Here is a 24887-nt window from a genome sequence, read left to right on the forward strand (position 1 = left end):
CTCTTTCGGTGCGATCCCCGAGGACCGGTTGTTATTTGCCGCTTCTGTTGAGGCTGTCGGCGGCGTGAATGGCCGTGGTGCCGCTTTGATCGGTCACGGCAAAGGTGAAGCCGGGTTGCAGCGCCCAGGCGCCCACCCGACCATGTGTGTCGATCGCCAGAAAGGCGACCTGCGCGTCCTTGACGGCGTCGCCGCGCAGCTTGGCGATATGGAGAATGGCTTCGCGGCATGCCTCCATCGGCGACATGCCGGCGCGCATCGATGCGACGACGCGGGCCGATCCGGCGATGCGCGTCACTTCCTCGCCCACGCCTGTCGCGGTGGCGGCGCCGACACCGGCCTCGACCAGCAGGCCGCAGCCGGATTGCGGTGAATCGCCAACGCGGCCGCGCAGCTTGAACGCCATGCCCGACGTGGTGCAGGCACCCGCCAGCCGGCCCGCAGGGTCGCGTGCCAGAATGCCGATCGTGTCGTGGTCGAGCGCGGAGCCGCGCTGGTTCTCGCTATTGGCGACGGGCTGGTATTTGGCGGTCTTCAGCCATTTCTTCCACGCCGCTTCGGCTTCGGGCGTCAGCAATTTGGTGCGTTCGAAACCCTGTTCGATCGCAAACTGGCGCGCGCCTTCGCCGACCAGCATGGTGTGCGGGGTCTGCTCCATCACGCGGCGCGCGACCGAAATCGGGTGCATAAAATCTTCGAGCGCGGCGACGGCGCCGACATGGCCGCGATCGTCCATGATGATGGCGTCGAGCGTCACATGGCCATCGCGATCGGGGTAGCCGCCATAGCCGACCGAGTGGTTGGCGGGGTCTGCCTCCGGCACACGGGCACCGGCCTCTACTGCATCGAGCAGCGAACCGGTCTGCTTCCATCGGGCATAGGCCGCTGCGTTCGCGGCCGCCCCGAAATCCCAGGTGGAGACAATTGCTGCGCCGTCGATGCCCGCAGCGGCGGCGCGCGGTGCAGACGCCAAAGCGGTGCCCAACACCCCCATCACCAGCGCTTCGCGGCGCCTCGTCTTCATTGCAGCATCCCCTGATTCGGCGCGTTTGCGCTCGTTCGACCCGAGGGCGGTGAACATGGTTCTGTCACTGCCTGTCGAGGATGCTGTCATAGGTCCTACATCAATTCAATACCAAAAATGAAACCTGGTTTCATATATGGCAGTCTTTCCTGCCTGGTGGCATTTCAGCAACATAAGTGCAAAAAACCCCTCCGGATGGGCCGGAGGGGTTTGAAAACTAATGGGAATTTTCGTTTCGCGTTTAGCGAGGGGCAGTGAAGCCGCCGATTTCCGCAATCGCCAGCTTCGGCATCGGCACCGCTACTGCTGCGAAGTGCAGCCGCATATAGCGCGCCGACCGCGGCTGGGCGAAGCCGATGCGCTGCGTCGACAGGGCATAGGCGATATTGGAGAATTCCCCTTCGCCGGCTGGATACCAATTGGTCCCGTCCACGCTCGTGTCGACCTGATAGCCATGCGGCGGGGCGGCATCCGTCATGACATGGCGCGACGGGGTCAGGCTGAAGCCGGCGAGCGGCACCGTAGAGCCCATGTCGATCACCACTTCGACCGGCTGCCCGGTTTGCGGCGCCGGGGCGGTCCAGATCGTGCCTGCGTCGCGGTCGATCAGCACCTCGGCGCCCGCAGCGGTAGCGGATAGGATTTTCCAGCCGCGCGTGTCGAGGACGGTCGGGTCAGACGAAACGATCGGCGGCACGGACACCGGCGTCACCGATTGAAACAGCGAAAACTCGCTGATTGCCGGGCAGGCCGGTGCCTCGAGAATCCGCAGCCGTACGCGGCGCGGTGCGATCGGCGCCGGCAGGCGAACGACGCGCTGCGCAGAGATGCACTGATGCTCGCCGAGCTGCTGCCACACGCCGTCTATCTCCGCATCGATTGCAAAGCGCGTTACGCGCACGCCGAGCGGCAGATATTCGCGCAGGCGGATCACGTCGAAGCGCGTGCCGGGCTTAAGTTCCAGCGTGAGGGTAGGCGTGGTGACGGCATCGGGCGTCGCCCAATAGGTTTCGCGATTGCCGTCGAGGACGCGCGCTGCCTCGAATCCGGGGCCACGCACCGCGCTGGCATGGGCAACCGCGCCCTTGGCAAGATCCTGCGCGAAGGTGGCGCGAATGGCGTCGCCGAAGCTCTTCAGGATCTTCACGTCCTGGTCTGCGATGCGGCCGCGCCGGTCAGGCGGCAGGTTGAGGTTCAGATTGGTCCCACGCCCGACTGACTGGTCATAGAGCTGGATCAGCCGTTCGGGGCTCTTCACCCGCGAATCCTCATCGGCATGATAAAACCAGCCGGGCCGGATCGAGACGTCGGTTTCCGCCGGCCACCAGAGTGCGCCGCCGCGCACGCCCGAATTGCCTTCGCTCTGCACGTACGGATGGTTGGGCATGGTCGGCCAGCACGGATCGCCGGCCACGCCGTCCTCGTTGCCGACCCAGCGAATATCGGCGCCGAGCGGATCGAAGGTGCAGGCATCGGGCTGGAGCCGGTGGACCAGCGCGACGATCGACGGCCAGTTGTAATAGGCCGGGGCGTCGATCTTCCGCGTCTCGCGCGCGCCACCATAATACCCGTCGCCGCCATTGGCGCCGTCGAACCAAACCTCGAACAACTTGCCATAGCGCGTGCAGAGCTCGGTCAACTGCGCACGGTAATAGGTGATATAGGCGGGGCGCCCATATTCAGGATGGTTGCGGTCCCAGGGCGAGAGATACACGCCGAAGGGAAGGCCGGCGCGGGCACAGGCCTCCGACATTTCGCGGACGATGTCGCCCTTGCCGTTCTTGTAGGGGCTGTTGCGGATGCAATGCTCGGTAAGCAGGGTCGGCCACAGGCAGAAGCCGTCATGATGCTTGCAGACCAGGATCAGCCCCTTGAGCCCGCCCGCCTTGGCCGCCGCGACGATCTGGTCGGCGTTGAAGTCTGTGGGGTTGAAGGTCTTGGGATCTTCGTCGCCATAGCCCCATTCCTTGTCGGTGAAGGTGTTCATCGAAAAGTGGATGAAGGCATATTGCTCGCGCTGATGCCATTTCCACTGGCGCGGCGAAGGCGTCGCGCCGAACGGCTTGGGGGCGGGCGTGCGGGCGGCGCTGTTTGCCGCGTGGGCGAGCGCGGGGGTAGCAAGGCCGGCGGCAACCAGCGCGCGGCGGGATAGGTTGGTCATTTGCGTTCTCCGGGGAGGGGTTCGGGAATCAGCCAGGTCTCGGCGACCTGATGGCCACGGCCGCTGCCGCCCATGCCGGCGGGGCGTGTCCAGGCGAGATCGAGTGTGCCGCCGCGCGTGGCGGCATGGGGAATGTGGAATTCGACCGTCATCGGGTTGGTCTTGCGGTCGAGCGGCGGGTGAATTTCGATGCTGCCATTGGCGACCAGGCGCATCGGTAGCCAATAGTCCTCGCCGGCATAGGTGGCGATCAGCCGATAGCGGCGCTTGCGGTCGAGGCCAGTGTAATGGAGTCGCAGCGGCGCATCATACAGGCTCTCGGCATAGCTGATCCACGCCATGCGCCAGCCGTCATTCGGCGTGCGATCGGCGATGCCGTCGACTGCGCCGTGGAAGCGGAGCGGATCAGCGGCGGCGCTGCTGCCACGCACCAGATGCGGTTCGTTCCACGGATCGCCCAGATCGTCGTACAGCGCGCCTTCGCCGGCGCGGGCATGGTCAGCGAGTTCGGCGGGGATGTGGCTGGCAAGCTGGCGCTCGATCCAGACGCGATCATTGAGGTCGACATCGACGCGGTCGAGATTGGCACCGCGTTCAACGTTGGAGGCGCCGTACAGCGTCACGCTCAGTTGCAGCCTCGCGCCTTGCCATAGCCGTTCGGCCAGGGCGAACAGGCGGGCCCGCAGGGCAAGCACGGGCGCGGGGTCCGTCTCGGCAAGCCGGGCGCGGGCCGTCGCGGCGTCGGGCGCGGCGAGCGCCGCTGTCTGGCGGGCGCGGGCGGCGATCAGCCTGTAGCGGACAATCGCGTCGTAGACTGCACGGTAGCGTAGCGCATCGACACGCCAATCTGCCCAGGGTGCGGGCTTCAGGCGGTCGACCAGCGCCAGCGTTGCGTCGATCGTCGGGTTGGCGGCCGGATCGCCAACCCAGTTGCGCTCGAGCGCGAAGATTGCCGCCGCTGCTTTGGCGTCGCCAATGAAGGCGCGGGCATATTCCGCGGCAAACGCCTGCGGCGTCACGCCACGGTCCCAGCCCATGCGGAACCAGAGGAACTGGTTCACATCGTCATTCACGCCTTCGGAATAAGTGACGAAGCCGCTGGTGCCGGGCGCGAGGTGCGCGAACAAATCGTGCATCGCCAGCGGGCGCGGGTTGATCGGCTCGCGGCCTTCGGTCAGCGCAAAGGCCGGGCTCCAGCGATCGACCGGCGCATGCGCGTGCATGGTATGGGCGATGTCGGGGTAGAGCAGCAACTGATAGCCGGGCGGCAGGTAGCGGCGCTGTTCGGCCACCGGGTCGCGGGTCTGCGGGCCGGCGAAGATGCCGGTCAGCCAGCGCGGGCGCAGGGCGAGCTGGGCGTAGAAGGCGCGCAGCCCCGCCGCGTCGAACCCCTGGGTGGACACCCAGACACTGGCGGCCGCATTGCGCTCCCGCAGCGCTGCCGCTTCCTTCGCCACCAGCGGGAACAGATTGGCAGGCGCGGCATGGCCCGGATCGCCACCGGGGACGTACAGTGCGTCGATTTGCGGTAGCTGGGCGATCAGCGCGCGAAACCCGGCGACTTCCCCGTCGCGTTCGGGTTGCGTCGTATAGTCACGCAGATTTGGGTAATAGAGCGCGAAATCGATGCCCAGCCGATGCGCAATCTCGCCGATGCCGCGCAGCGTCTCGATGGGCGGGGTGGGAAAGAGCGGGCTGGTATCGGCGTCGTCGGAAACCGGGGCGATCACTTGCACGCCGCTGGCGCCCCACAGCGCGAAATCCTCGATCCGCCGGCGGAACATCGCCAGCGTCCAGGCATCATAGCTGTTGTTCTTGGCGCGGTAGCCGATCTGGGTCATCCGGACCGCCCGGTCGGGGGCGCTGGCATAGGCGAGCGGGCGCGCGCCGGTGCGCAGATACCAGCCCGCGCCATAGACCAGGCCCCGCGTGCCCCGCGCGGTGATCACCAGCGTGTCGCCGACGCGGCGCACGGCAAAGCCTTCCCGCGCGACGGTGCGCGGCGCGACCTTCCGCCAGGCCGCGCGCCGTGCGTTCGGCAGCGCGGCTTCGACAGCACCGAGCGGCGCCAGCAACACCCGCGCGCAGGGGGCGTGCCGCTCCTCCAGCCGCGCCCGCAGCAGATCGGCTGCGACTTCGCCGCCATGGCCCGCCGCCACGCATGGCGCCGCGGCGGCCAGCAGTAACGCGACGGGAAGCGGCATCAGCCCTGTGGCGACCGGGCTGACGGTGGACGGTCTGCCTGGGCCCGGCCGAAGTCGTGGTTGGGCTTGTCCGACATGGTGAAGCGCAGCGTGCCGCCCTGCACCAGATCGGCATGGGCGATCCAGCTCTTCGTCCAGGGGCGCCCGTTCCAGTGGACGGCGGCGATATAGGGCGTGTCAGCGCGGTTGCCCGGCGCTTCGATCACCAGCTTCCTGCCTGCGCCCACGGTCAGTTCGGCGCGTTCGAACAGCGGCGAACCGAACACATAGGCGGCCGAAACCGGATCGACCGGATAGAAGCCCAGTGCCGAGAAAATGTACCAGGCGCTCATCTGCCCGCAGTCATCATTGCCGATGATGCCGTCGGGATCATTCTTGTACATCTCAACGCACAGTCGCCGCACCATCGCCTGCGTCTTCCAGTGCGCGCCGCAATAGGCGTAGAGATAGGCGACATGCTGGTCGGGCTCGTTGCCGTGCGCATATTGGCCGACCAGCCCCGAAATGTCCGGCGGCGCATTGGCGGGCAGGGTGGAGGGCGCGTTGAACAGCGCGTCGAGCTGCGCCTCGAACTTCGCGTCGCCGCCCATATGCGCGATCAGGCCGTGGACGTCATGCTGGTTGAGGAAGGTCGCCTGCCAGCCATTCGCCTCGGTATAGTCGCGCCACCACGGCTTGGGCATGTGGCCGAGCTGGATCGGGTCATAGGGCGTCCACCAGCTGCCATCGGCGAAGCGCGGGCGCGCAAAGCCGATGCTGCCGTCGATCACGTTGCGCCAGTTGCCCGAGCGCTTGCGCAGCCGTGCCGCATCGGCCGTCTCGCCGATTGCGGCGGCGAGATGGGAGGATGCCCAGTCGTCATAGGCATATTCCTGGGTGCGGCTGACGCTTTCCCACCATTTGTCGGCGGGGACATAGCCCATCTTGTCGTAGAGATCGCGGCCCTTGCTGTTGTCGAGGTCCGGCGCCGTGAAGTCGAAGCTGCGGCGGCGGATTGCCGGCCAGGCCGCGGCATAGTCCGCCTTGATGCCCTTGGCCTGCGCCTCGGCCAGCGGCACGACGCCGTGCCAGCCGATCATCGTGCCGGTCTCCTTGCCCTGCAGCGGCCAGACCAGAGGGCCATAGGGTGATTGCGCCGTCTGGCGGATCAGATCGTCGATCAACAGCTTCGCACGATCGGGCGCGACCAGCGCGAGCAGCGGGTGCAGCGCGCGGTACGTGTCCCATAGCGACCAGGTGCTATGCGCGGCGCCGCCCTTCGGCACGGTGTGCACCGCACCGTCGAGGCCGACATAGCGGCCGTCGACATCCGAGAAGAGCGTCGGCGCGAGCTGCGCATGGTAGAGCGACGTGGCCAAGATGGTCCGCTGGTCGGCCGTACCGCCTTCGACCCGCACCGCATCGAGCGCCGGCCGCCAGCTTGCGGCGGCCTCGCGACGGGTGCGGTCGAAATCCCAGTGCGAAGCCTCTGCCGCCAGATTGCGGCGCGCGCCTGCGGCATCGACGGCGGAAATGCCGCAGCGGATCGCAATCGGTGCCGCACCGGCATCATCATAGTGCAGCACCGCCTTCAGCCGGCGTCCGGTGACGTTGCGGCTGCCGGCCGGTTGCGCGGCATCGTCATCGCCATAGAGCGTGATGCGGTCGGGCTGGCGCGAAAGCTGGAGCGCAAAGAAGAAATGCCGCCCCTTAGCCCAGCGGAAAACCTGACGTTGGCCAGTGATCGTCCCATCGGCCTCCAGCGAGATCTTTGCATCGGCAATCAGCGGCGGTTCATCCGAGCTGTCGAGCACCAGATGCGACAGGTCGAGCAGCAGATGCCCTGCCCCGGCGGGGAAGCTGTAGCGGTGCCAGCCGGTGCGTTCGGTAACGGTCAGTTCGGCTGCCACGCCATTTTCCAGCGCGACGCGGTAGTATCCGGGCTCGGCGCGTTCGTCGTGATAGCGCTGGCGATAGCCGGTTTCGGGCTTTTCGCGGGTGCCGGGCTGGAGCATCACAGGGCCGCGCCCTGGCGCGACCAGCAGATCGAGCATGTCGCCGATGCCGGTGCCGGACAGATGGGTGTGCGAAAAGCCCAGGATCGACCCGTCGGTATTGTAATAGCCCGAACAGGTTTCCCAGCGCTCCACGCCGGTATCGGGGCTGAGCTGCACCATGCCGAACGGCAGGCTCGCGCCCGGATAGGTATGGCCGGTGCCACCGGTGCCGATGAACAGATTGGGTGCGGTGCGTGCGGGCGCCTGCGCGCGTGCGGTGCGCGGCAGTGCGGCGACGGCGAAGCCGATCGCGCTGGTGGCGAGAAGATGGCGGCGCGACAGGTTCATAATGGCTCCTGCAGGATTTGGGGCTGGACCCGGGCGAGATGGACGATCAGCTCACCGAACAGGCCGTTGGCCCAGGCGAACCAGCTACGGGTGAATTTGGTGGGATCGTCCTGATCGACCGCCTCATGGATGAAGCCGGCGCCAGCATCGCTATTGCTAAGCGTTTGCAGTGTATTGCGAAGCAGTCGCACATCGGTTTCGTTCGAAAAGGCGCGGATAATCAGCGACATCGGCCAAACTTGTCGCAGCCCGACATGCGGCCCGCCAATGCCTTCTATCGCACGCCCCCGCGACCAATAGGGATTGGCCTCGCTCCACGCCGCGTCGGCCGTGCGGCGCCACAAGGGGTCGTCGTGCGGAACGCAGCGGAGATAGGCGAGGCTCGAAAGCGACGGCACATTGGCATCGTCCATGAAGAGCGCGTTGCCGAAGCCGTCGACTTCATAGGCAATCACTTCGCGCCCGTCGCGCAGCCGCATCGTGCCATAGTCGCGCAGTGCCGCCGCCACTTCATCGGCCAGCGCGCTCGCATCGGCGGCAAGCGCAGCATCGCCGCGAACCTTGTCTGCGAGCAGGGCGAGTTCGCGCAGCGCCGTCACGGCGAAATAGTTGGCAGGGATCAGGAAAGGATAGGTGCAGGCGTCGTCGGACGGGCGGAAGCCCGAATGGATCAGCCCCACCGGCCGGGTGGGCGCGCCATAGCCGTCGAGCATCAGCGTTTCGGTCGGCCGGTTCGATTCGCGCTGGAAGCTATAGGGACCGGGGCCGGTCTTGCGCTGCTGTTCGCGGAAGGTACGGACGATCGCCCGGGCCGCTTGCGCCCATTCGGCGTCGAACGGCGCAGTGTCGCCGGTGGCCTGCCAATAATCATGGGCGAGCCGCACCGGGTTGCACAGCGAATCGATTTCCCATTTCCGCTCGGCCACGCCGGGCTTCATGTCGGTCATGTCCTTCTGCGCCCAGCCCAGATTGGTGCGGGCGGACGGGTTCTCCATGAAGGCATTGGCATAGGGGTCGATCAGGATGCAGCGCGCCTGCCGCGCGATCAGCCCGCGATAGAGGGCCCGCAGCGCAGGATCGTCCTTCGCCAGGTGCAGATAGGGCCGCACCTGCGCCGAACTGTCGCGCAGCCACATCGCATCGATGTCGCCGGTAATGACGAAGGCATCGGGGCGCCCGCCGGGCCGTCCCATCTTCACGGTGGTATCGAGGGTGTTCGGATAGCAATTCTCGAACATCCAGCGCAGCTTGGGGTCGGCGATCATCCGCGCGACGCGGGCGATTTCCTGCTCCACGGCCTTGCTGACAAACCGGCGGTGGCCCGGGGCAGGGCGCTTGCTGACGAATTCGGGCACATGCCGGGCGCAGGCGGGCGTAGCGGCCAGCGCCAGCCCGGTGCCGATCAGGCTGCGACGGTCGATCATTTTGGCAGCTCCTGGGCATTGCCGGTCAGCGTGAATTCGGCCCATTGGCCCGGCCCGTCGCCGGGCTGGCCGCCGCCGACCCAGACGCGATACGCCCCGGGCAGCACCCGCCGCGTGCCGTCGCGCGCGACGCTGCTGATGCTGCGCGGATCGAGCGTGAAGGACAGGGTGGCGGACTTGCCCGGTTGCAGCGTCACGCGCGTGAACCCGGCGAGCTGGCGCTGGAGCACCGGCGCGGTCAGCCCGGCTTCCTTGCCGCTATCGGGCGGGAGGACATAGACCTGCGCCACTTCGTCTCCGGGGCGCGTTCCGGCATTGGTGAGCGTGGCGGTCACCTGCACCGGCTGGCCGATGGCACCCGGCCGCGCGGCCGCCCCGGCATAGCCGAACCGCGTATAGCTGAGGCCGTGGCCAAAGCCCCACAGCGGCGAGCCGGTGAAGAAGCGATAGGTCCGCTCCTTCATCCCGTAATCGACAAAGGCGGGCAGATCGTCGACCGACTTGTAGAAGGTGACAGGCAGACGGCCCGACGGGTTGTTCAGCCCAGCCAGCGTCTCGGCGATCGCGGTACCGCCTTCCTCGCCCGGATACCAGGCCTCCAGAATTGCGTCGGCCAAATCGGGATCGACCGACACGGCGCTGCCGCTCGTCAGCACCAGCACCACCGGCTTGCCGGTCTTGCGCAGTGCCTTCAGCAATTCCTGCTGCGGGCGGGGCAGGGCGATGTCGGTGCGGTCGCCGCCGACGAAGCCGGGGACGGAGACGTGCAGCGCCTCGCCTTCCAGATCGGGCGAAAGGCCCATCACGGCGACGATCACGTCCGCATCGTTCGCCGCCGCCAGCGCCTGATCGCGCAGCGCCTCGTCCGGCGCCTGCCACATCAGGCGAACGCCGAAATCCTCACTGCCATGGTCGATTTCCATACGGAACGGCACCGGACGGCCATCGCTGGCGACCGGCACGGTGACGCGCGGCTTGTCGAGCGGCCCCTCATGAACCAGCTTGCCGTCGATCCACAGCCGCACCGCGTCGTGCGTGGTGCAATCCTTCCAGCAGGCGGGAATGTCGACCGACAGGGCATAGTCGCCCGCGGCGGGCGGCACGAACGCGCCGGTCCAGCGCACTGCAAAGCCGGTGGGGTTCAACCCCGGCAATGGCGCGGCGCGAGTATAGTTGAAATCGATGCGCCGGTCCTGCCGGGTGGCGACGGGGGTGCCGGTGACGGTTGGGCTGGCGAAATATTCCGCCTTCAGGCCCGGCTTGCCGTCAGCGCGGAAAGCCGTTTCGGGCACGACCACGGCGGCGCCTTCCGCGAGCAGCGAACCCTGCGCATAGCGGACCTTGTCCGCGCCGAACTGGCGGCGAATGCCGTCGAGCGGCGTCACGGGATCGCGGGCGGTGCCGTGGTAATTGCCCTCGAGCACGCCCAGATCATCGGCATTGGCGCCGATCACCGCGATGCGGCTGCCGGGTTTCAGCGGCAGGCGGTCGGCATCGTTCTTGAGCAGCACGATTGCCTTGCGCGCTGCCTCCAGCGCCAGCGCGCGGCGTGCCGGGGTGGCAAGCTCGCCTGGCTTGATCTTGCCCCAGGGATTGGCCGCACCAAAGGCGATGCCCAGCGCGCGGCGCGCCTCCAGCGCCCGCTTCAGCGCCACATCGACTTCGGCCTCGCTGACCAGCCCGCGCTTCACTGCTTCGGGCAGCGCGGCAAAGCTGGTCCCGCAATTAAGGTCCATGCCGCCCTTGATCGCGGCGGCCGAGGCTTCGGCTGCGTCGAGGCGATAATGGTGGAACAGGTGGATGTTCGCCACCGCATCGCAATCGGACACGGTGAAGCCGTTAAAGCCCCAGTCGCGCCGCAACCGGTCGTTGAGCAACCCGCCGGTCGCGCAGGCCGGGGTGCCGTGGATCGAATTATAGGCGCACATCAGCGACTGCGCCTTGCCCTCGGTAATGGCGAGGCGGAAGGCGGGGGTGTAGGTCGATTCCAGATCCTGCGGGCTGGGATCGACATCGAAGCCGTCGCGCCCGGCCTCCGGCCCACTGTGCACGGCGAAATGCTTCGGCGTGGCGATCACCTTGGGGTGCGCCGGGTCCGGCCCCTGCAGCCCGGTGATGAAGCCGATCGCGAGATGGCCGGTCAGATAGGGGTCTTCGCCATAGGTTTCCTGGCCCCGGCCCCAGCGCGGATCGCGGAAGATATTGATGTTGGGCGACCAGATCGTCAGCCCTTCATAGATTTTGCGATCGGCATTCACCGGCCGGGCGTTGAACTTCGCCCGCGCCTCGGTCGCCACGGTGTCGCCGACCTGATGGAGCAGATCGACATCCCAGGTTGCCGCCAGCCCGATCGCCTGCGGGAACACGGTGGCATGGCCGTCACGGGCGAGGCCGTGCAGCCCCTCGTTCCACCAGTCATAGGCGGGCAGGCCGATTTTGGCATTGGCCGGCGCAGTGCTTTGCAACTGGGCGGCCTTTTCCTCGATCGTCATCTTCGCGATGGCGGCCATGACCGGGTCGGGATCGCCGACGAGGAGGAGCAGGGGAAGCAAGGGCATCAGCGGGGTCCAAGCGTGCGAAGCGTAAGGGCGCGGGCCAGCGCAGACGCGCTTGCCTCGGCAGTGATAGTGATCGTCCGGCTTTCGCCCGGCAACAGGTCGAAGCCGTTATCGTCCGGATGCGCGGCGATTTTTCCGAAATCGAGCATGACGGCGCGGGCCAGGGTGCCCGCCGTCACGGTCACTGCCTTGCCCTGCCAGCGAACCGAAAGGCGCGGTGCCGGATAGGCCATGTCCTTCGGCAGCGCGCGTTCGACAATCTGGCGCGAGACCGGCTTGCCGTCGACCCACAGCTCCGCCACCGCATAGCTGGCGACCGGCGCCGCGTCGCGGAACAGCTCGGCGTCCGGAATAAGCGCCAGTTCGCGCGCACCCGGCGACAGCTCCGCCTTCTGGTCACGCGCGCCGAGCGGCTTGCCGTCCATGGTGAAGCCATGCACCCGCCATTCCGCAGCGACAGGCCTGGTAGCATCCGATACGGCGACAAGGCGGGTCGCGGCGTCCTTGTGTTCGGCCACGATGATCTGCGGCGCAAAGAATCGCGCGGCCTCGTACTGGAGCAGCTTCCACTGGCCGTCATAATCGACGCTGGCCCAGGAAATGCCCGGCCAGACATCGTTGATCTGCCAGAACAGCGATCCCATCGTCACCGGCTGGCAGGCGCGGTGGTGGCGCGCGGCCATGCCGATCGCCTGCATCTGGTTGACCTGGGTAAGATAGACGAGGTCGGCAAAGTCGGCCGGCTTGCGCAGCCGCTGGTCGAGATAGAGCTGGAGTCGGCTATTGCCTTCACCGGCCAGGAACTTCTGGTGCGCCTTCAGCACCGGGCTGTCGATCGTCAGCGCCCCGTCGCCGGCAAAGCCGCGGATGGTCGACAGGTTCGGCATCGCCTGGAAACCGAATTCGGACATGAAGCGCGGGCAGCTCGCAAGATAGTTTTCGACCGGCTTGGAGCCCGACCAGACATCCCAGAAATGCCTGTCGCCGGCGGCATCGGTATCGACCGGACCGCGATAGTCGGTCGACGGCGATCCGGACCAGTAGGTGGTGCCGGGCGCTTCCTGCAGCACCGCGTCGCGCAACGTGCGGTCGAACAGCACCGCCATGCCGGTGCCGATCCGTTCCTGCTCGTCGGCGCCTACTGCCTTTTTGAACGCCTTGCGGTCGCCCCAATTCTCCCAGCCGGACAGCACTTCGTTGCCGCCGTTCCAGCCGACGATCGACGGGTGGGGCTGGAGCCGCGCGACCTGCTGCTCCGCTTCGATGCGGACATTGTCGCGATAGGACGGGTCGGGCGGCGTCACCGATCCGCCGAACATGAAGTCCTGCCACACCATCAGGCCCATTTCGTCGGCCATGGCATAGAAGGCGTCGTCGAGATAATAGCCGCCGCCCCACACGCGGATCATGTTCATGTTGGCGTTGCGCGCGTCGGTCAGGATGCTGCGCATCCGCGCATTGCTGACGCGGGCGGGGAACATGTCGAACGGGATCAGGTTCGCGCCCTTGGCGAAGACCGGCACGCCGTTGATGCGGAAGCCGAAGCCGCCGCCTTGGGTCATCAGCTCGACCGTGCGCAGGCCGATCCGCTGGTCGATGCGGTCGCTGGCGGTGCCCTTTTCCTCCAGCACTGCCTCGACGCGGTAGAGCGGCTGCGCGCCATAGCCGACCGGCCACCAGCGCTGCGGATCGGCGATGCTGAGTGGCAGGCTGACTGCATTCTCCCCGGCGGCGAGCGCGACGGTTCGGCTGACCTCTACGGTCTTCCCGTCCGGGCCAGTGATGCGGGTGCGCAGCGTCGCACGGGTGTCGCGGTCTGCAACCAGTTTCCACCGCGCCACCAGCCGCGCCTCAGCAGCATTGATCGCTTCCTGGTCGATCCGGAATCCGTCGATGCGGGCGTCATCCCACGCCTCCAGCTTCACCGGCCGCCACAGGCCGATATTCACCAGCCGCGGCGCCCAGTCCCAGCCATATTGGTATTTCGGCTTGCGGATATAGGGCGAGGTCTGCTTGCCCTTGGGCTCGTCGCCGAACGCGGAATCATATTCGCCCGGCAGCGGGTTGGCTGCGGCCAGCACCATCGGCTGGAGTGTCTTGATCGGCGAAGCGATGGTCACGACCAGCTCATTGCGGCCCGCGAACAGCGCCTGCTTCGCATCCACGCGCCAGCGGCGATGGGCGTTGTCGGTCTTGAGCAGTTCCTTGCCGTTCAGCGTGACGGTCGCGAAGGTATCGAGCCCGTCGAACACCAGGTCGAGATGGTCGCGCTTCAGCATGGCCGGCGTGACATCGATGGTCCGGCGGAACTGCCAGCGGGTCAGCCCGGCCCATTGGACCGGCGCTTCGTTGATGCCCTTGTACGGATCGGGCACGCCCCCGGCGGCGATCAGATCCTGCTGCACGCTGCCGGGCACGGTGGCGCGGAACCAGATGCTTTCCCGGGGGTGCGCCCGGGCGGCTTCGGCATCGCTCGGGTCGATCCGCACTTCCCACGCTCCGTCGAGGGAAATCGTCTCGCGCGGATCGGCCAGTGCCGGTGTGGCGAGGGCGAGGAGGGGGAGGGCGAGGAATGCCATCCGAATATTCGCTCCCCTCCCGCTTGCGGGAGGGGTCGGGGGAGGGAACGATGGTGAAGAAGCGCTGAATCGGGTCAGCCCCTCCCCTAACCCCTCCCGCAAGCGGGAGGGGAACGCACCTGTCCACCGCATCACTTGCCCCCCTCGCGCAGCGCGACCTTCTCCACCGTGTAGAACGGGTCCGACAGCGGCGAGGTGAACTCGAAGCACAGGTCCGTATCGCCCTCCAGCTTCGGCAGCTTGGCCGAGAAGCGGAATTGCTGCGGCGCAGTTTCCGGATCGGGCAACGGGAAGGTGGCGACGACGATCGGCTTGACCGCCGGGTCCTTGTCGGCGGCAATGCACCGGGCGGTGACAACCAGCTCGCCGAAGCTGGTCACGGCATAATGGGCGCGCAGCGCCTTTGCTTCATGGGCCAGCCCGTAATGGCGCGGCAGCCGGGCGACGTCGACGGTAAAGCCGGTTGCGATGTCGAGCGGCGCGGCGGGGTAAGCGGTGCAGGTATCGAAGATGTTGACGTTGAACGCCGGGGCGTTCGCCGTCGCTTCGGACGAAAGCGGCACGCGCAGGCCCAGCGCGCCCTTGGGGCAGGCAACCATCTCCGAGTTGGTGCGCAGCAGCAGCGCGCTGCGGCTGGTGTCGAACCCGCGCGCTTCGGCGATCGGGTGGCCCGACGCATCGAACGCGGCGGCGCGGACAGTCTCGCCCGGGCGCAGCGTCAGCGGCGCAGCATAGCCAGGCGACTTGGCCACCGGCGCCGATCCGTCGAGCGTGTAGCGGATCGTGCCATAGCCGGCCTGGGTATCGAGCGCGAGCTGCACCCGGTTGCTGCGCAGCGCATCGCCGCGGCTGCCCTGCAGGCGGAAATTGACTGCGAAGGCACTGTCGGCAACCTCCAGCCCCGAGCGGCGCCAGCGCGCGATCTGCGGCTGGACGCGGGCGGCGAAGCTGTTGAAATCGCGCTTGTCCTTCGCGGACCAGGTGATCTCGGCCAGCGCTGCGGCACGCGGGAACATCAGATGCTGCAGCTGATAGGGCGTGACGATATACTCGCTCCAGGCATTGGCCTGCGCGCCGAGCACATGCTTGGCCTTTTCCGTGTCGATACCGGCCGGCATCGGCTCGTATTTGTACACGTCGGCCAGCGTCTGGATCGACAGGCGGCCCGGCGGTTCGTCGCTGCGGTCGCTCTGCAGACTGTCTAGATACAGGGTGGGGGCGGGGGATAGCACGACGTCATGCCCCTGGTTGGCGGCATCGACCGCGCCCTTCTCGCCGCGCCACGACATGACCGAGGCAGAGGCGGGCAGGCCGCCCTCCAGAATCTCGTCCCAGCCGATCAGGCGGCGACCCTTGCTTTCCAGATAGGTGCCGAACTGTTCGATCAACCAGCTTTGCAACTGGTTCTCGTCTTTCAGCCCCAGCGCCTTGATCTGCGCCTGCACCTGCGGCGAGCGCTGCCACTGGTCCTTGATCGCCTCGTCACCGCCCAGATGGACATAGGTACCCGGGAACACCGCGATCAGCTCGTCGAGCACTTCCTTGACGAACCGCACCCCGGTCGGGCCCGGATTGAGCAGATAGGGGTTCACGCCCCAGTCGTGCGACACCACCGGCTTGTCGCCGAACACGCCGAATTCGGGATAGGCGGCGACCAGTGCCTGCGCATGGCCGGGCAGATCGATTTCCGGCACGATCGTCACGCCGCGCTCGGCGGCATAGGCGACCAGCGCCTTGAGCTGTTCCTGCGTATAGAAACCGCCCACCTTCGGCCCCGGCTCGCCACCGGTCGAAGGCGGGGTGCGCCATGCGCCGATTTCGGTCAGGCGCGGATAGCGTTTAACCTCGAAGCGCCATCCCTGGTCGTCGGTCAGGTGGAGGTGCAGCGTGTTGAGCTTCACCGACACCATCTGGTCGACGATCGCGTACACCGATTCGATCGGCTGGAAATGCCGCGCGACATCGACCATCAGCCCGCGCCAGCCGAAGCGGGGGGCGTCCTGGATCGCGAGCATCGGCAGCCGCGCCGGTTTGCCGAACGCCGCATCGGCGCTGATCAGCTGGGCGAGCGTCATGGCGCCATAGAGCAGGCCGCGATCCCCCGATGCGGTGATGCGCACGCCCTTGCGGTCGATCGTCAGGTGATAGGCCTCGTCGCCGGCAATGGCCGAGTCCCGCTCGAACCGGATCGCGCCGCTGTCGCCGATCGCGCCGAGAGCGAGGCCGCGTTCGGTCTTCACATGCGCCGTCAGAATGTTCGCGGCGGCCAGGGCGCCCTTGTCATTGGCGGGAACCGCAATGGCGGTGCCTGCTGCGACCGTGAAGTTCCCTTTGGCGAGGGTGACGTTCGCCGGCAGCGGCGTAAGGGGCAGCGGCGCCGTCTGGCCGTGTGCTGCCGACGCAAGCAGCAGTGCTACCCAGCCCAAATGCCTGCCGCGCATCAACCCGTGCCCCATGCCATCACTCCTAATCCATTGCGGCCGGTCGACGCCGACCATCCCGCAGGGTGTAACCAATCTATGTCCTATCCGACAATAGCCGCTTTGGTAGCGCTAAAAATCGATTGCGAAAGGCTCTTGACCTGCGCTGCCTGGCCTGTTCGTATTATCGTACCAAAGTATGCCCTCGGCTCATGCCGCAAGGGTGCGCAGGGGGGAAGTCTGATGGGTTTTTCGGATCAGATCGGCCGGTTCCGCGAAGGAAACCCGTCACCGCTCTATCTCCAGCTGCAGCAGCTCATTCGTGACGCAATCAGCGGCAACATTCTGCATCAAGGCGAGGCGATCCCGCCCGAGCGCGATCTGGCGATCGAATATGATGTGTCGCGCATCACCGTGCGCAAGGCGATAGGCGGACTCGTTGAGGAAGGTCTGCTCACCCGCCGCCGCGGCGCCGGCACCTTCGTTGCCGAGCGCGTCGAGAAGAGCTTTTCCAAACTGTCGTCGTTCAGCGAGGATATGGCAGCGCGCGGCCGCACTGCCAGCAGCAGCTGGATTTCGCGCGCGCCGGGCCAGGTAACGCCGGAGGAAGCGATGGCGCTGGGCCTGTCGCCGGGGGCTGCGGTGCTCCGCTTCTCGCGCATCCGCTTCGCCGATGATGAGCCGATGGCGCTCGAATTCTCGACCATCGCCGGCTATTGCCTGCCCTCGGTCGATGCCGTGGGCGACTCGCTCTATGCCGCGCTGGAGGCTGCCGGCCATCGCCCGGTGCGCGCACTCCAGCGGCTGCGCGCGGTGCCGTTTCTGGGCGAACATGCGAAGATGCTCGGCGTCGACCCGGGCCATGCAGGCCTGCTGATCGAGCGCCGCGCCTTCCTGCGCGACGGCCGCCCTGCGGAAGTCACCCGGTCCTATTATCGCGGCGACGCCTATGACTTCGTGGCCGAACTGAGCGACGCCTGAACGCGCGCCAATCCTTCCCGCTGCCCCAGGCGGGCGGCATCAATTTTGGAGAATGAAGATGGATCGTCGCCAGATGCTGCTCGCCAGCGCAGGGCTGGGCGTGGTTGCGGGCATGGGCGCGCCGCGCGCCTTTGCTGCATCGGCCGCCCCGGCCGCTGCCAATGACGGCGAGAGCTTCTTCCCGATGCCTGCGCCGCAGACCAGCCTGTTGCCGCGCCTGCCGGAAAGCGATCCGTCGCGCACGCTGCTCGAACGCGGCTGGCGCTTCCATGACGGCGACGTGCCGATGCCGCCGATCGAGGACACCTATGACAGCGTGAAGGCTGGCAATGCCCGGGGCGCTGCGGGGCGCAATTTCGACGACAGCGAATGGTCCGAAGTGCGCCTGCCGCATGACTGGGCATCGTTCCAGCCTTATGTCCAGACCGCCAATATCGCCCAGGGCTATCGTCCGCGCGGCATCGGCTGGTACCGCCGCCGGCTGACGCTGGACGAGGCCGATCGCGGCAAGACGATCGGGCTGCATTTCGACGGCATCGCCACCAACGCTACGGTGTGGGTGAACGGCAGCGTCGTCGCGCATAGCTGGTCGGGCTATGCCAGCATCTATGTCGATCTGACCCCCTTCGCCCGGTACGGCGACGAAGAGAACGTGATCGCGATCCGCGTCGATGCCGATGCGCTGGAAGGCTGGTGGTACGAAGGCGCCGGCATGTACCGCCATGCCTGGCTGGTGCGCCGTGCGCCGGTGGCGATCGTCGACGACGGCGTGCATTGCGATCCGCGCCAGAGCCCCGGTGGCGGCTGGCATGTGCCGGTGACGGTGACGCTCAACAATATCGAGCGCGCACCGGTGGCAGTCACGGTGGAGGCCGAACTGCTCGATAGCGACGGACGGCGCGTTGCGGCAGCGACGGTGCCGGTGACGGCGGCGGTGCTCAACCCCGTCGACGCCGTACTTCGGCTGGAGGCGGGGACGCCGCGGCTCTGGTCGGTGGAAACGCCGCATCTCTACACCGTCCGCACCCGCGTGATCCGCAACGGGCAGGCAGTCGATGAACGGCGCATCGCCATCGGTTTCCGCACGATCCGGTTCGATGCCGACAAGGGGCTGTTCCTCAACGATCAGCCGATCAAGCTGAAGGGCGTGTGTATCCATCAGGACCATGCCGGCGTCGGCACGGCGATGCCGGACGGGCTGATCGCGTGGCGGCTCCAGCGGCTGAAGGCGATGGGCTGCAACGCGATCCGCATGTCGCACAATGCGCCGACGCCCGAACTGCTCGACTGGGCCGACCGGCTCGGCTTCCTGATCATGGACGAGAACCGCCACTTCAACCCGGCGCCCGATTATCTCGCCCAGCTCGAATGGATGGTGCGGCGCGACCGCAACCACCCCAGCGTGATCCTATGGTCGGTGTTCAACGAGGAGCCGATGCAGGGCACGGCGGCGGGCGTGGAGATGGTGCGCCGCATGGAAGCAGCGGTGCGCCGCCTGGATGAAAGCCGGCCGGTCACCTCGGCAATGAACGGGTCGTTCTACAACCCCGCCAATGTATCGCAGGTCGTCGATGTAATGGGGTTCAACTATTATCAGGGCGAATATGACAAGTGGCACGCCCAGAACCCCGGGCGGCCCAGCACCAGCTCTGAAGACACCAGCGCGTTCGAAACGCGCGGCGCCTTTACCAGCGATCCGGCAAAGCATGTCATCACTTCCTATGACGACGAGGCGGCAGGCTGGGGCAACACGCACCGCAAGGCGTGGAAATATATCGCCGATCGGCCCTTTATCGCGGGCGGCTTCGTATGGACTGGCTTCGATTATCATGGCGAGCCGACGCCGCACGAATGGCCGACCATCGCCAGCTTCTTCGGCATCATGGATCTGTGCGGCTTCCCCAAGACCGCGTTCGGCATCCACAGCGCACACTGGATCGACGACAAGCCGGTAGTGTGGCTGGCGCCGCACTGGACCTGGCCGGGTCGCGAGGGCGAGAATATCAAGGTGTTCGTCGCCTCCAACGCCGAAACGGTGGTGCTGAAGCTCAACGGCAAGGAAATCGGCACCCTGAAGGTCGACCGGATCATGGGCAATGAATGGCAGGTGCCGTACAAGCCCGGCCGGCTGGAGGCGCTGGCGATGCGCGGCAGCGAAGTCGTCGCGCGGATGGTCCACGAAACCGTCGGCGCGCCGGTGGCGCTGCGACTGACCCCGGCGCGCACGGTGATGGCGGGCGATGACGAGGATTGCCAGCCGATTACCATCGATGCGGTCGATGCGCTGGGGCGGCATGTGCCGACCGCCAATCTGATGACCCATTTCACGGTCGATGGCGCGAGCATCCTCGGCATCGGCAATGGCGATCCCAATTGCCACGAGCCGGAAAAGGGCAATGCCCGCTCGCTGTTCAACGGGCTGGCGCAGATCATCATCCAGTCGGGTACCGGCCGTGGGCGCATCGTCGTGCGCGCGACTGCCGACGGGCTGAAGCCGGCGACGCTGACGATCGACCGCGCCGCCATCGCGCCGCGGCCGCAGGTGGGGATCACCGCGCCCGAAATGAAGCTGGGCGACTGGCGCCGCTCGGGCCTGACGGCGGAGCGGCCCGATCCGGCGCAGGTGCCGGACAATAACAGCTGGGCGTTTCTGCGCTCCGCCGTCCCGACGCCGGCCGAACCGCAGCCGGGCTGGCGCATCTACAATACGCGCGTCACGCTTTGGAAGCGGATCGCTGCCAATGGCGGCACGCTGACCTTCACCAGCATCGGCGGTCGCGCCGAACTGTGGGTGGACGGCAAGAAGCTGGCAGAAAAGGCAGAGATGGCCGCAGGGCCGCTGCGCGTGCAGCTCGCGCCGGGCGAAGTGCAGCGCACCATCGCGCTGCTGGTGGAGGCGCCGGCAGGTTCGCCGTCGGGGCTGCTCGGCAAGGTGACTGTCACCGAGCGGTGAGGTTGGCCTAAAGGCGCGCAACCCGCCCGCTCCCCAATGGGAGCGGGCGGGTCGCTTGTTTCGTCAGCCCTTCAGCGCAGCCAGTTGCGCGGCATCGCCGAGCAGGTGGAGCACGGTCGGCGCGGGGCGGGCGAGGGTGCGGAGAGACAGGCCTGCGAGTGCCGCCTCACGCAGCTTCGTCGCATCGGCGACTTCCACACGCAGGCGGCCGTCGTGCAGGCTGCTGCCGACCACATTGGCCTCGCCACCCAGCGCCGTGACCAGCGCCGGCGCAAGTGCGACCGCGGCCTTGGCGGCGGGCCCTTCTGCCACGGCGGAAGGCGCCGCGCCGCCCTTGGCCGATGCGTCGCGGATTTCAACCGCCACCACATCGGCAATCGGCCCCAGCACGACCTGCAGCGCCCGCTCGGACGGGCGCAGGATGCCGTGCGTGCCCAGGCTTTTCAGCGCCGCATCGTCGACGGCGCCCTGATCCGCGACGATCAGCCGCAGCCGCGTGGTGCAGGCGCCGATCTCGACCAGATTGGCGCTGCCGCCGAGCGCACGGACAAAGGCTTCGCCGCGGCTGGCAGGCGCACCGGCTTCGGCGGGCGCCGCCGCGACCGTCTCTGCTTCGCGGCCCGGCGTCTTCAGGTCGAACCGGCGGATCGCCCAGGAAAAGATGCCGTAATAGAGCGCGAAATAGACAAGCCCCACGGGCACCAGCAGCAGCGGCTTGGTCGCCTTGCCGAAGTTCAAGACATAGTCGAACAGGCCGGCCGAGAAGCCGAAACCCAGCTTCACGCCCAGCAGGTCCATCACCACCATGGCCACGCCGGTCAGCACGGCATGGACGGCGTAGAGGATCGGCGCGAGGAACATGAAGCTGTATTCGATCGGCTCGGTCACGCCGGTCAGCAGCGAGGTGAGCGCCAGGCTGAGCAGAAGCCCGCCCACGGCCTTGCGCCGTTCGGGCAGTGCCGCGCGATAAATGGCGAGGCAAGCAGCGGGCAGGCCGAACATCATTACCGGGAAGAAGCCGGCCATGAACGCGCCCGCCGTAGGATCGCCCGCAAAGAAACGGCGCAGGTCGCCCGTCGCGCCGTTATAATCGCCCTGCACGAACCAGAAGACGTTGTTGAGGATGTGGTGCAGGCCGGTGACCAGCAGCACGCGGTTGAGAACGCCGAACGCGAACAGGCCGAAGCTCCCCGCACCGGCAATGCCGTGGCTCAGGCCATCGACGCCCGCACTGATATGCGGAAAGCCCAGTCCGACGATCACGGCAAAGACCAGACCGGCCACGCCGCTGATGATCGGCACGAACCGACGGCCACCGAAAAAGGCCAGATATTCCGGTAGCTTGATTGTTGAAAACCGATTGTAGAAATGACCGCCGATCAGGCCCGAGGCGATCCCGATCGGCACGTCTAACCGGCCGAGCGCCTTGGCCTTCCACGCCGCCACCGCCAGCGCGGCGGGATCTTTGGCCAGGCCCGCGCCAACATCTGCCGGCACCGCCAGCAGCGACTTGCCCGCCTCGGTCGAAACGAGGAAGCAGACGATGCCCGCCAGCGCGGCGGCGCCGTTGCCGTCCTTGGCATAGCCGGTCGCCACGCCGATCGCGAAAAGCAGGCCCAGATGCGAGAACAGCGCATCGCCGGCCGCACTGACGAAGCCGATGTTGAGCATGTCCGGCTGGCCTAGTCGCAGCAACAGGCCGGCAACCGGCAGCACCGCGATCGGCAGCATCAGGGCGCGGCCCAGCGGCTGGAGCGTCTCGAGGATCGACTTCATGCGTTGAATTCCCGGGCAAGGCGGCGAACATCGGCGGCAGTGGGGCAGGCGAGCGCAGCGCGGGCGTGGGCGCGGGCACGCTCCATCGTCAGGCCGGCGACCAGCGCCTTGACCTCGGGCACCATCGCTGCCGTGGCGGACAGCTCGGTCACGCCCAGACCAATCAGGATCGGCACCGCCAGCGGATCGGAAGCGAGACCGCCGCATACGCCGGTCCAGCGACCTTGCATCGCGCCGCCTTCGCAGGTCTGCGCGATCAGGCGCAGCACGGCAGGGTGCAACCCGTCGATCGCCGGGGCTACGGCCGGATTGCCGCGGTCCATGGCCAGCGCATATTGCGTGAGGTCATTGGTGCCGATCGACAGGAAATCGGCTTCGGCGGCCAGCAGGTCGGCGGTTGCCGCCGCCGCTGGGGTTTCCACCATGATGCCCAGCGCCGTCGGCTCGGTGATGCCGAGTTCGCCTGCAATCCGCTCTACGATCGCGCGCACGCGGCGCAGTTCGTCTATGCTCGCGACCATCGGGATCATGATCCGGGCCTGGCCCAGCGGACGCACGCCCAGAATCGCGCGGATCTGGTCTTCCAGCAACTGCGGATGGGCAAAGCCGACGCGGATGCCGCGCAGGCCCAGCGCCGGATTCTCTTCAGCCGCAATCGGCAGATAGGGCGCCGGTTTGTCACCGCCGATATCGAGCAGGCGGATGATCAGCGGCTTGCCCTGCAAAGCATCCGCCACCGCCTGATAGGCGGCGGTCTGTTCTTCGACATCCGGCGCCGTCTCGCGCTCCAGGAACAGGAATTCGGTGCGCAACAGGCCGCAGCCTTCCGCACCGTTGGCGACGCCGCGTTCGGCATCGGTAGCGGAGCCGCAATTGGTAAAGACTTCGATCCGCGTGCCATCGGCCATGTGGCACAGTGCGCCTGCCGCAGCCTGTGCCGCCGCCAGCGCCGCTGCACGCGCGGTAACGCGCGCCTGCGCCTCGTCACGCTGCGCCTCGGAAGGAGCCACGCGCAGCGTGCCGGCGGTGGCGTCGAGAATCAGCGCTTCCTCTTCGGCGATATTGCGCAGCGCCGGTCCCATCGCAACCAGTGCGGGGATGCCCAGGCTGCCGGCGAGGATCGCGACATGGCTGGTCGGGCCGCCACGGGCGGTGCAGAAGCCGCGGACCGTGGCGGTGTCCAGCGCCATCACCTGCGACGGAAACAGATCGTCGGCGATGAGGATCGTATCGGGCGGGAAGCTGGGCGGGATATCGACCACGCCCTCGATCGCCGCGATGACCCGGCGTTCGAGATCGGCCATGTCGTCCGCGCGCTCGGCCATATGCGCATCGCCGCTGGCGCGCAGCATCGCGGCGCGCGGGCGCAGGGTGTTGCACCAGGCGCGCGCGGCGCTGGCACCATGCGCGATTTCTTGCAGCGCTTCTGCCCGCAATTCGGGATCGTCCAGCATGGCGCGGTGGGCGTCCAGAATGGCGCGGTGCGGCCCTGCGGCGTGCGGCAGCTCGGCTTCGATCGCCGCGACCACCTGCGTCAGCCCATGATCGAGCCGCGCCTGTTCGACCGTTTCGCCGCGGCCCAGCGGATCGAAGGAAATCTCCGGAAGGCGATAGTGGCGCGCCTTGCCCAGCGCGAGACCTGCCGCGGCGCACACGCCATGGAGCAGACCGGGCTCGTCGGAGACCTGCGCGGCCGGCGCGGTTCGCGGGCTGGCGGCGGGCTGCGCGTCGGCCTTTTCGTCCATGCCGCTTTCGATCAGGGCGGCCAGGCGCTCGATGGCCTTGGCTGCGTCGGCACCCCGGCCTTCCAGTTCGATCGTGTCGCCGAAAACGGCCCCCAGCGTCATCACGCCGACCGGGCTACGCACGGATGCCGAGCGGTCGCCCTTCAGAATGCGCACATCGGCCTGGAGCAGCTTGATCGCTGCACCCAGTCGGGCAGCGGGGCGGGCATGCAGACCATGGGCAAGCTGCACCTGGACCAGGCGCCGCACGGTCGCGCCGCCTTCGGCCGAGGCGGCGGCATTCTGATCGGCGGCGTCAGTGTCCGACACGATGCGGAAGATCGGCGCGCCCGCTGCGACCGGACCGGTGGGGGCGACATCGCAGATGCGCCGGCCGGGGCCGGTGAGCAGCAATACCGGCGTCGCGACCGAAGGCGCACCGCGCACCACCGCGTCCAGATCGAAGCGGATCAGCGGCGCACCGGTTTCGACCTGATCGCCGATCTGCACACAGGGCTCGAAACCGGCGCCGCGCAGGACGACCGTGTCGATGCCGATATGCATCAGAATTTCCACGCCATCGGCCGCCCGCAGCGTGATGGCGTGGCCGGTCGGCTGCAACGCGGCAACTTCGCCGGCGCAGGGGGCGTAGAGGCATCCTTCGACCGGGTCGATCGCAACACCGTCGCCCAGCATCCGCTGCGCAAACACGGGGTCCGGTACTGCCTCGATCGGTAGCAGCCAGCCCTTTAGCGGTGC

The 24887-nt window shown here is 67.3% G+C and carries 12 protein-coding genes; 2 read left to right on the plus strand and 10 right to left on the minus strand.

The features are described 5' to 3' along the window. Nucleotides 1–31: 31 nt before the first annotated feature. The 8 genes from ACT53K_RS12605 to ACT53K_RS12640 form a co-directional block, all read right to left on the minus strand. Nucleotides 32–1024 carry a glycosylasparaginase gene (locus ACT53K_RS12605; RefSeq protein ID WP_476229008.1) on the minus strand — a complete coding sequence of 331 codons (993 nt, stop codon included), beginning with the start codon at nucleotides 1022–1024 and terminating at the stop codon, nucleotides 32–34. A 241-nt stretch (nucleotides 1025–1265) separates the two neighbouring features. After that, on the minus strand, nucleotides 1266–3185 hold the full coding sequence (locus tag ACT53K_RS12610) for an alpha-L-fucosidase (RefSeq protein WP_476229009.1): 1920 nt from the start codon (nucleotides 3183–3185) through the stop codon (nucleotides 1266–1268). Beyond that, nucleotides 3182–5389: a hypothetical protein gene (locus tag ACT53K_RS12615; protein ID WP_476229010.1), complete on the minus strand. Its 2208-nt coding sequence runs from the start codon at nucleotides 5387–5389 to the stop codon at nucleotides 3182–3184. Before ACT53K_RS12615 ends, ACT53K_RS12610 begins: the two co-directional genes overlap by 4 nt. Continuing rightward, entirely contained in the window at nucleotides 5389–7713 is a 2325-nt protein-coding gene (locus ACT53K_RS12620) for a GH92 family glycosyl hydrolase (protein WP_476229011.1), read from the minus strand. Before ACT53K_RS12620 ends, ACT53K_RS12615 begins: the two co-directional genes overlap by 1 nt. Next, nucleotides 7710–9137 carry a glycoside hydrolase family 125 protein gene (locus ACT53K_RS12625; RefSeq protein ID WP_476229012.1) on the minus strand — a complete coding sequence of 476 codons (1428 nt, stop codon included), beginning with the start codon at nucleotides 9135–9137 and terminating at the stop codon, nucleotides 7710–7712. Before ACT53K_RS12625 ends, ACT53K_RS12620 begins: the two co-directional genes overlap by 4 nt. Next, nucleotides 9134–11695, minus strand: coding sequence for a glycoside hydrolase family 3 C-terminal domain-containing protein (locus tag ACT53K_RS12630; protein ID WP_476229013.1), 2562 nt, complete (start codon nucleotides 11693–11695; stop codon nucleotides 9134–9136). Before ACT53K_RS12630 ends, ACT53K_RS12625 begins: the two co-directional genes overlap by 4 nt. Beyond that, on the minus strand, nucleotides 11695–14274 hold the full coding sequence (locus tag ACT53K_RS12635; RefSeq protein ID WP_476229014.1) for a beta-mannosidase: 2580 nt from the start codon (nucleotides 14272–14274) through the stop codon (nucleotides 11695–11697). The genes ACT53K_RS12630 and ACT53K_RS12635 overlap by 1 nt, the downstream gene beginning before the upstream one ends. 131 nt (nucleotides 14275–14405) lie before the next feature. Next, nucleotides 14406–16715, minus strand: coding sequence for a beta-N-acetylhexosaminidase (locus tag ACT53K_RS12640; RefSeq protein WP_476229016.1), 2310 nt, complete (start codon nucleotides 16713–16715; stop codon nucleotides 14406–14408). A gap of 222 nt (nucleotides 16716–16937) precedes the next feature. On the opposite strand from ACT53K_RS12640, the gene ACT53K_RS12645 reads away from it, so the two are divergent. Continuing rightward, on the plus strand, nucleotides 16938–17675 hold the full coding sequence (locus tag ACT53K_RS12645; RefSeq protein WP_476229017.1) for a GntR family transcriptional regulator: 738 nt from the start codon (nucleotides 16938–16940) through the stop codon (nucleotides 17673–17675). Nucleotides 17676–17733: 58 nt separating this feature from the next. After that, entirely contained in the window at nucleotides 17734–20628 is a 2895-nt protein-coding gene (gene galA, locus ACT53K_RS12650) for a beta-galactosidase GalA (RefSeq protein WP_476229018.1), read from the plus strand. A gap of 63 nt (nucleotides 20629–20691) precedes the next feature. Here the strand turns inward: galA and nagE are convergent, their stop codons facing one another. After that, the gene (gene nagE, locus ACT53K_RS12655; protein ID WP_476229020.1) at nucleotides 20692–22404 is read right to left on the minus strand and encodes an N-acetylglucosamine-specific PTS transporter subunit IIBC; all 1713 of its coding nucleotides are present in this window, start codon (nucleotides 22402–22404) and stop codon (nucleotides 20692–20694) included. After that, complete coding sequence (gene ptsP / locus ACT53K_RS12660; RefSeq protein WP_476229021.1) at nucleotides 22401–24839, minus strand: phosphoenolpyruvate--protein phosphotransferase; 2439 nt, start codon at nucleotides 24837–24839, stop codon at nucleotides 22401–22403. The genes nagE and ptsP overlap by 4 nt, the downstream gene beginning before the upstream one ends. Nucleotides 24840–24887: the final 48 nt, after the last annotated feature.

Source organism: Sphingomonas sp. DMC8 (assembly GCF_056314185.1).

Coding starts and splice junctions, on each gene's coding strand:
- ACT53K_RS12605 (WP_476229008.1), bottom strand. CDS start 1,024: ATGAAGACGAGGCGCCGCGAAGCGCTGGTGATGGGGGTGTTGGGCACC.
- ACT53K_RS12610 (WP_476229009.1), bottom strand. CDS start 3,185: ATGACCAACCTATCCCGCCGCGCGCTGGTTGCCGCCGGCCTTGCTACC.
- ACT53K_RS12615 (WP_476229010.1), bottom strand. CDS start 5,389: ATGCCGCTTCCCGTCGCGTTACTGCTGGCCGCCGCGGCGCCATGCGTG.
- ACT53K_RS12620 (WP_476229011.1), bottom strand. CDS start 7,713: ATGAACCTGTCGCGCCGCCATCTTCTCGCCACCAGCGCGATCGGCTTC.
- ACT53K_RS12625 (WP_476229012.1), bottom strand. CDS start 9,137: ATGATCGACCGTCGCAGCCTGATCGGCACCGGGCTGGCGCTGGCCGCT.
- ACT53K_RS12630 (WP_476229013.1), bottom strand. CDS start 11,695: ATGCCCTTGCTTCCCCTGCTCCTCCTCGTCGGCGATCCCGACCCGGTC.
- ACT53K_RS12635 (WP_476229014.1), bottom strand. CDS start 14,274: ATGGCATTCCTCGCCCTCCCCCTCCTCGCCCTCGCCACACCGGCACTG.
- ACT53K_RS12640 (WP_476229016.1), bottom strand. CDS start 16,715: ATGCGCGGCAGGCATTTGGGCTGGGTAGCACTGCTGCTTGCGTCGGCA.
- ACT53K_RS12645 (WP_476229017.1), top strand. CDS start 16,938: ATGGGTTTTTCGGATCAGATCGGCCGGTTCCGCGAAGGAAACCCGTCA.
- galA (WP_476229018.1), top strand. CDS start 17,734: ATGGATCGTCGCCAGATGCTGCTCGCCAGCGCAGGGCTGGGCGTGGTT.
- nagE (WP_476229020.1), bottom strand. CDS start 22,404: ATGAAGTCGATCCTCGAGACGCTCCAGCCGCTGGGCCGCGCCCTGATG.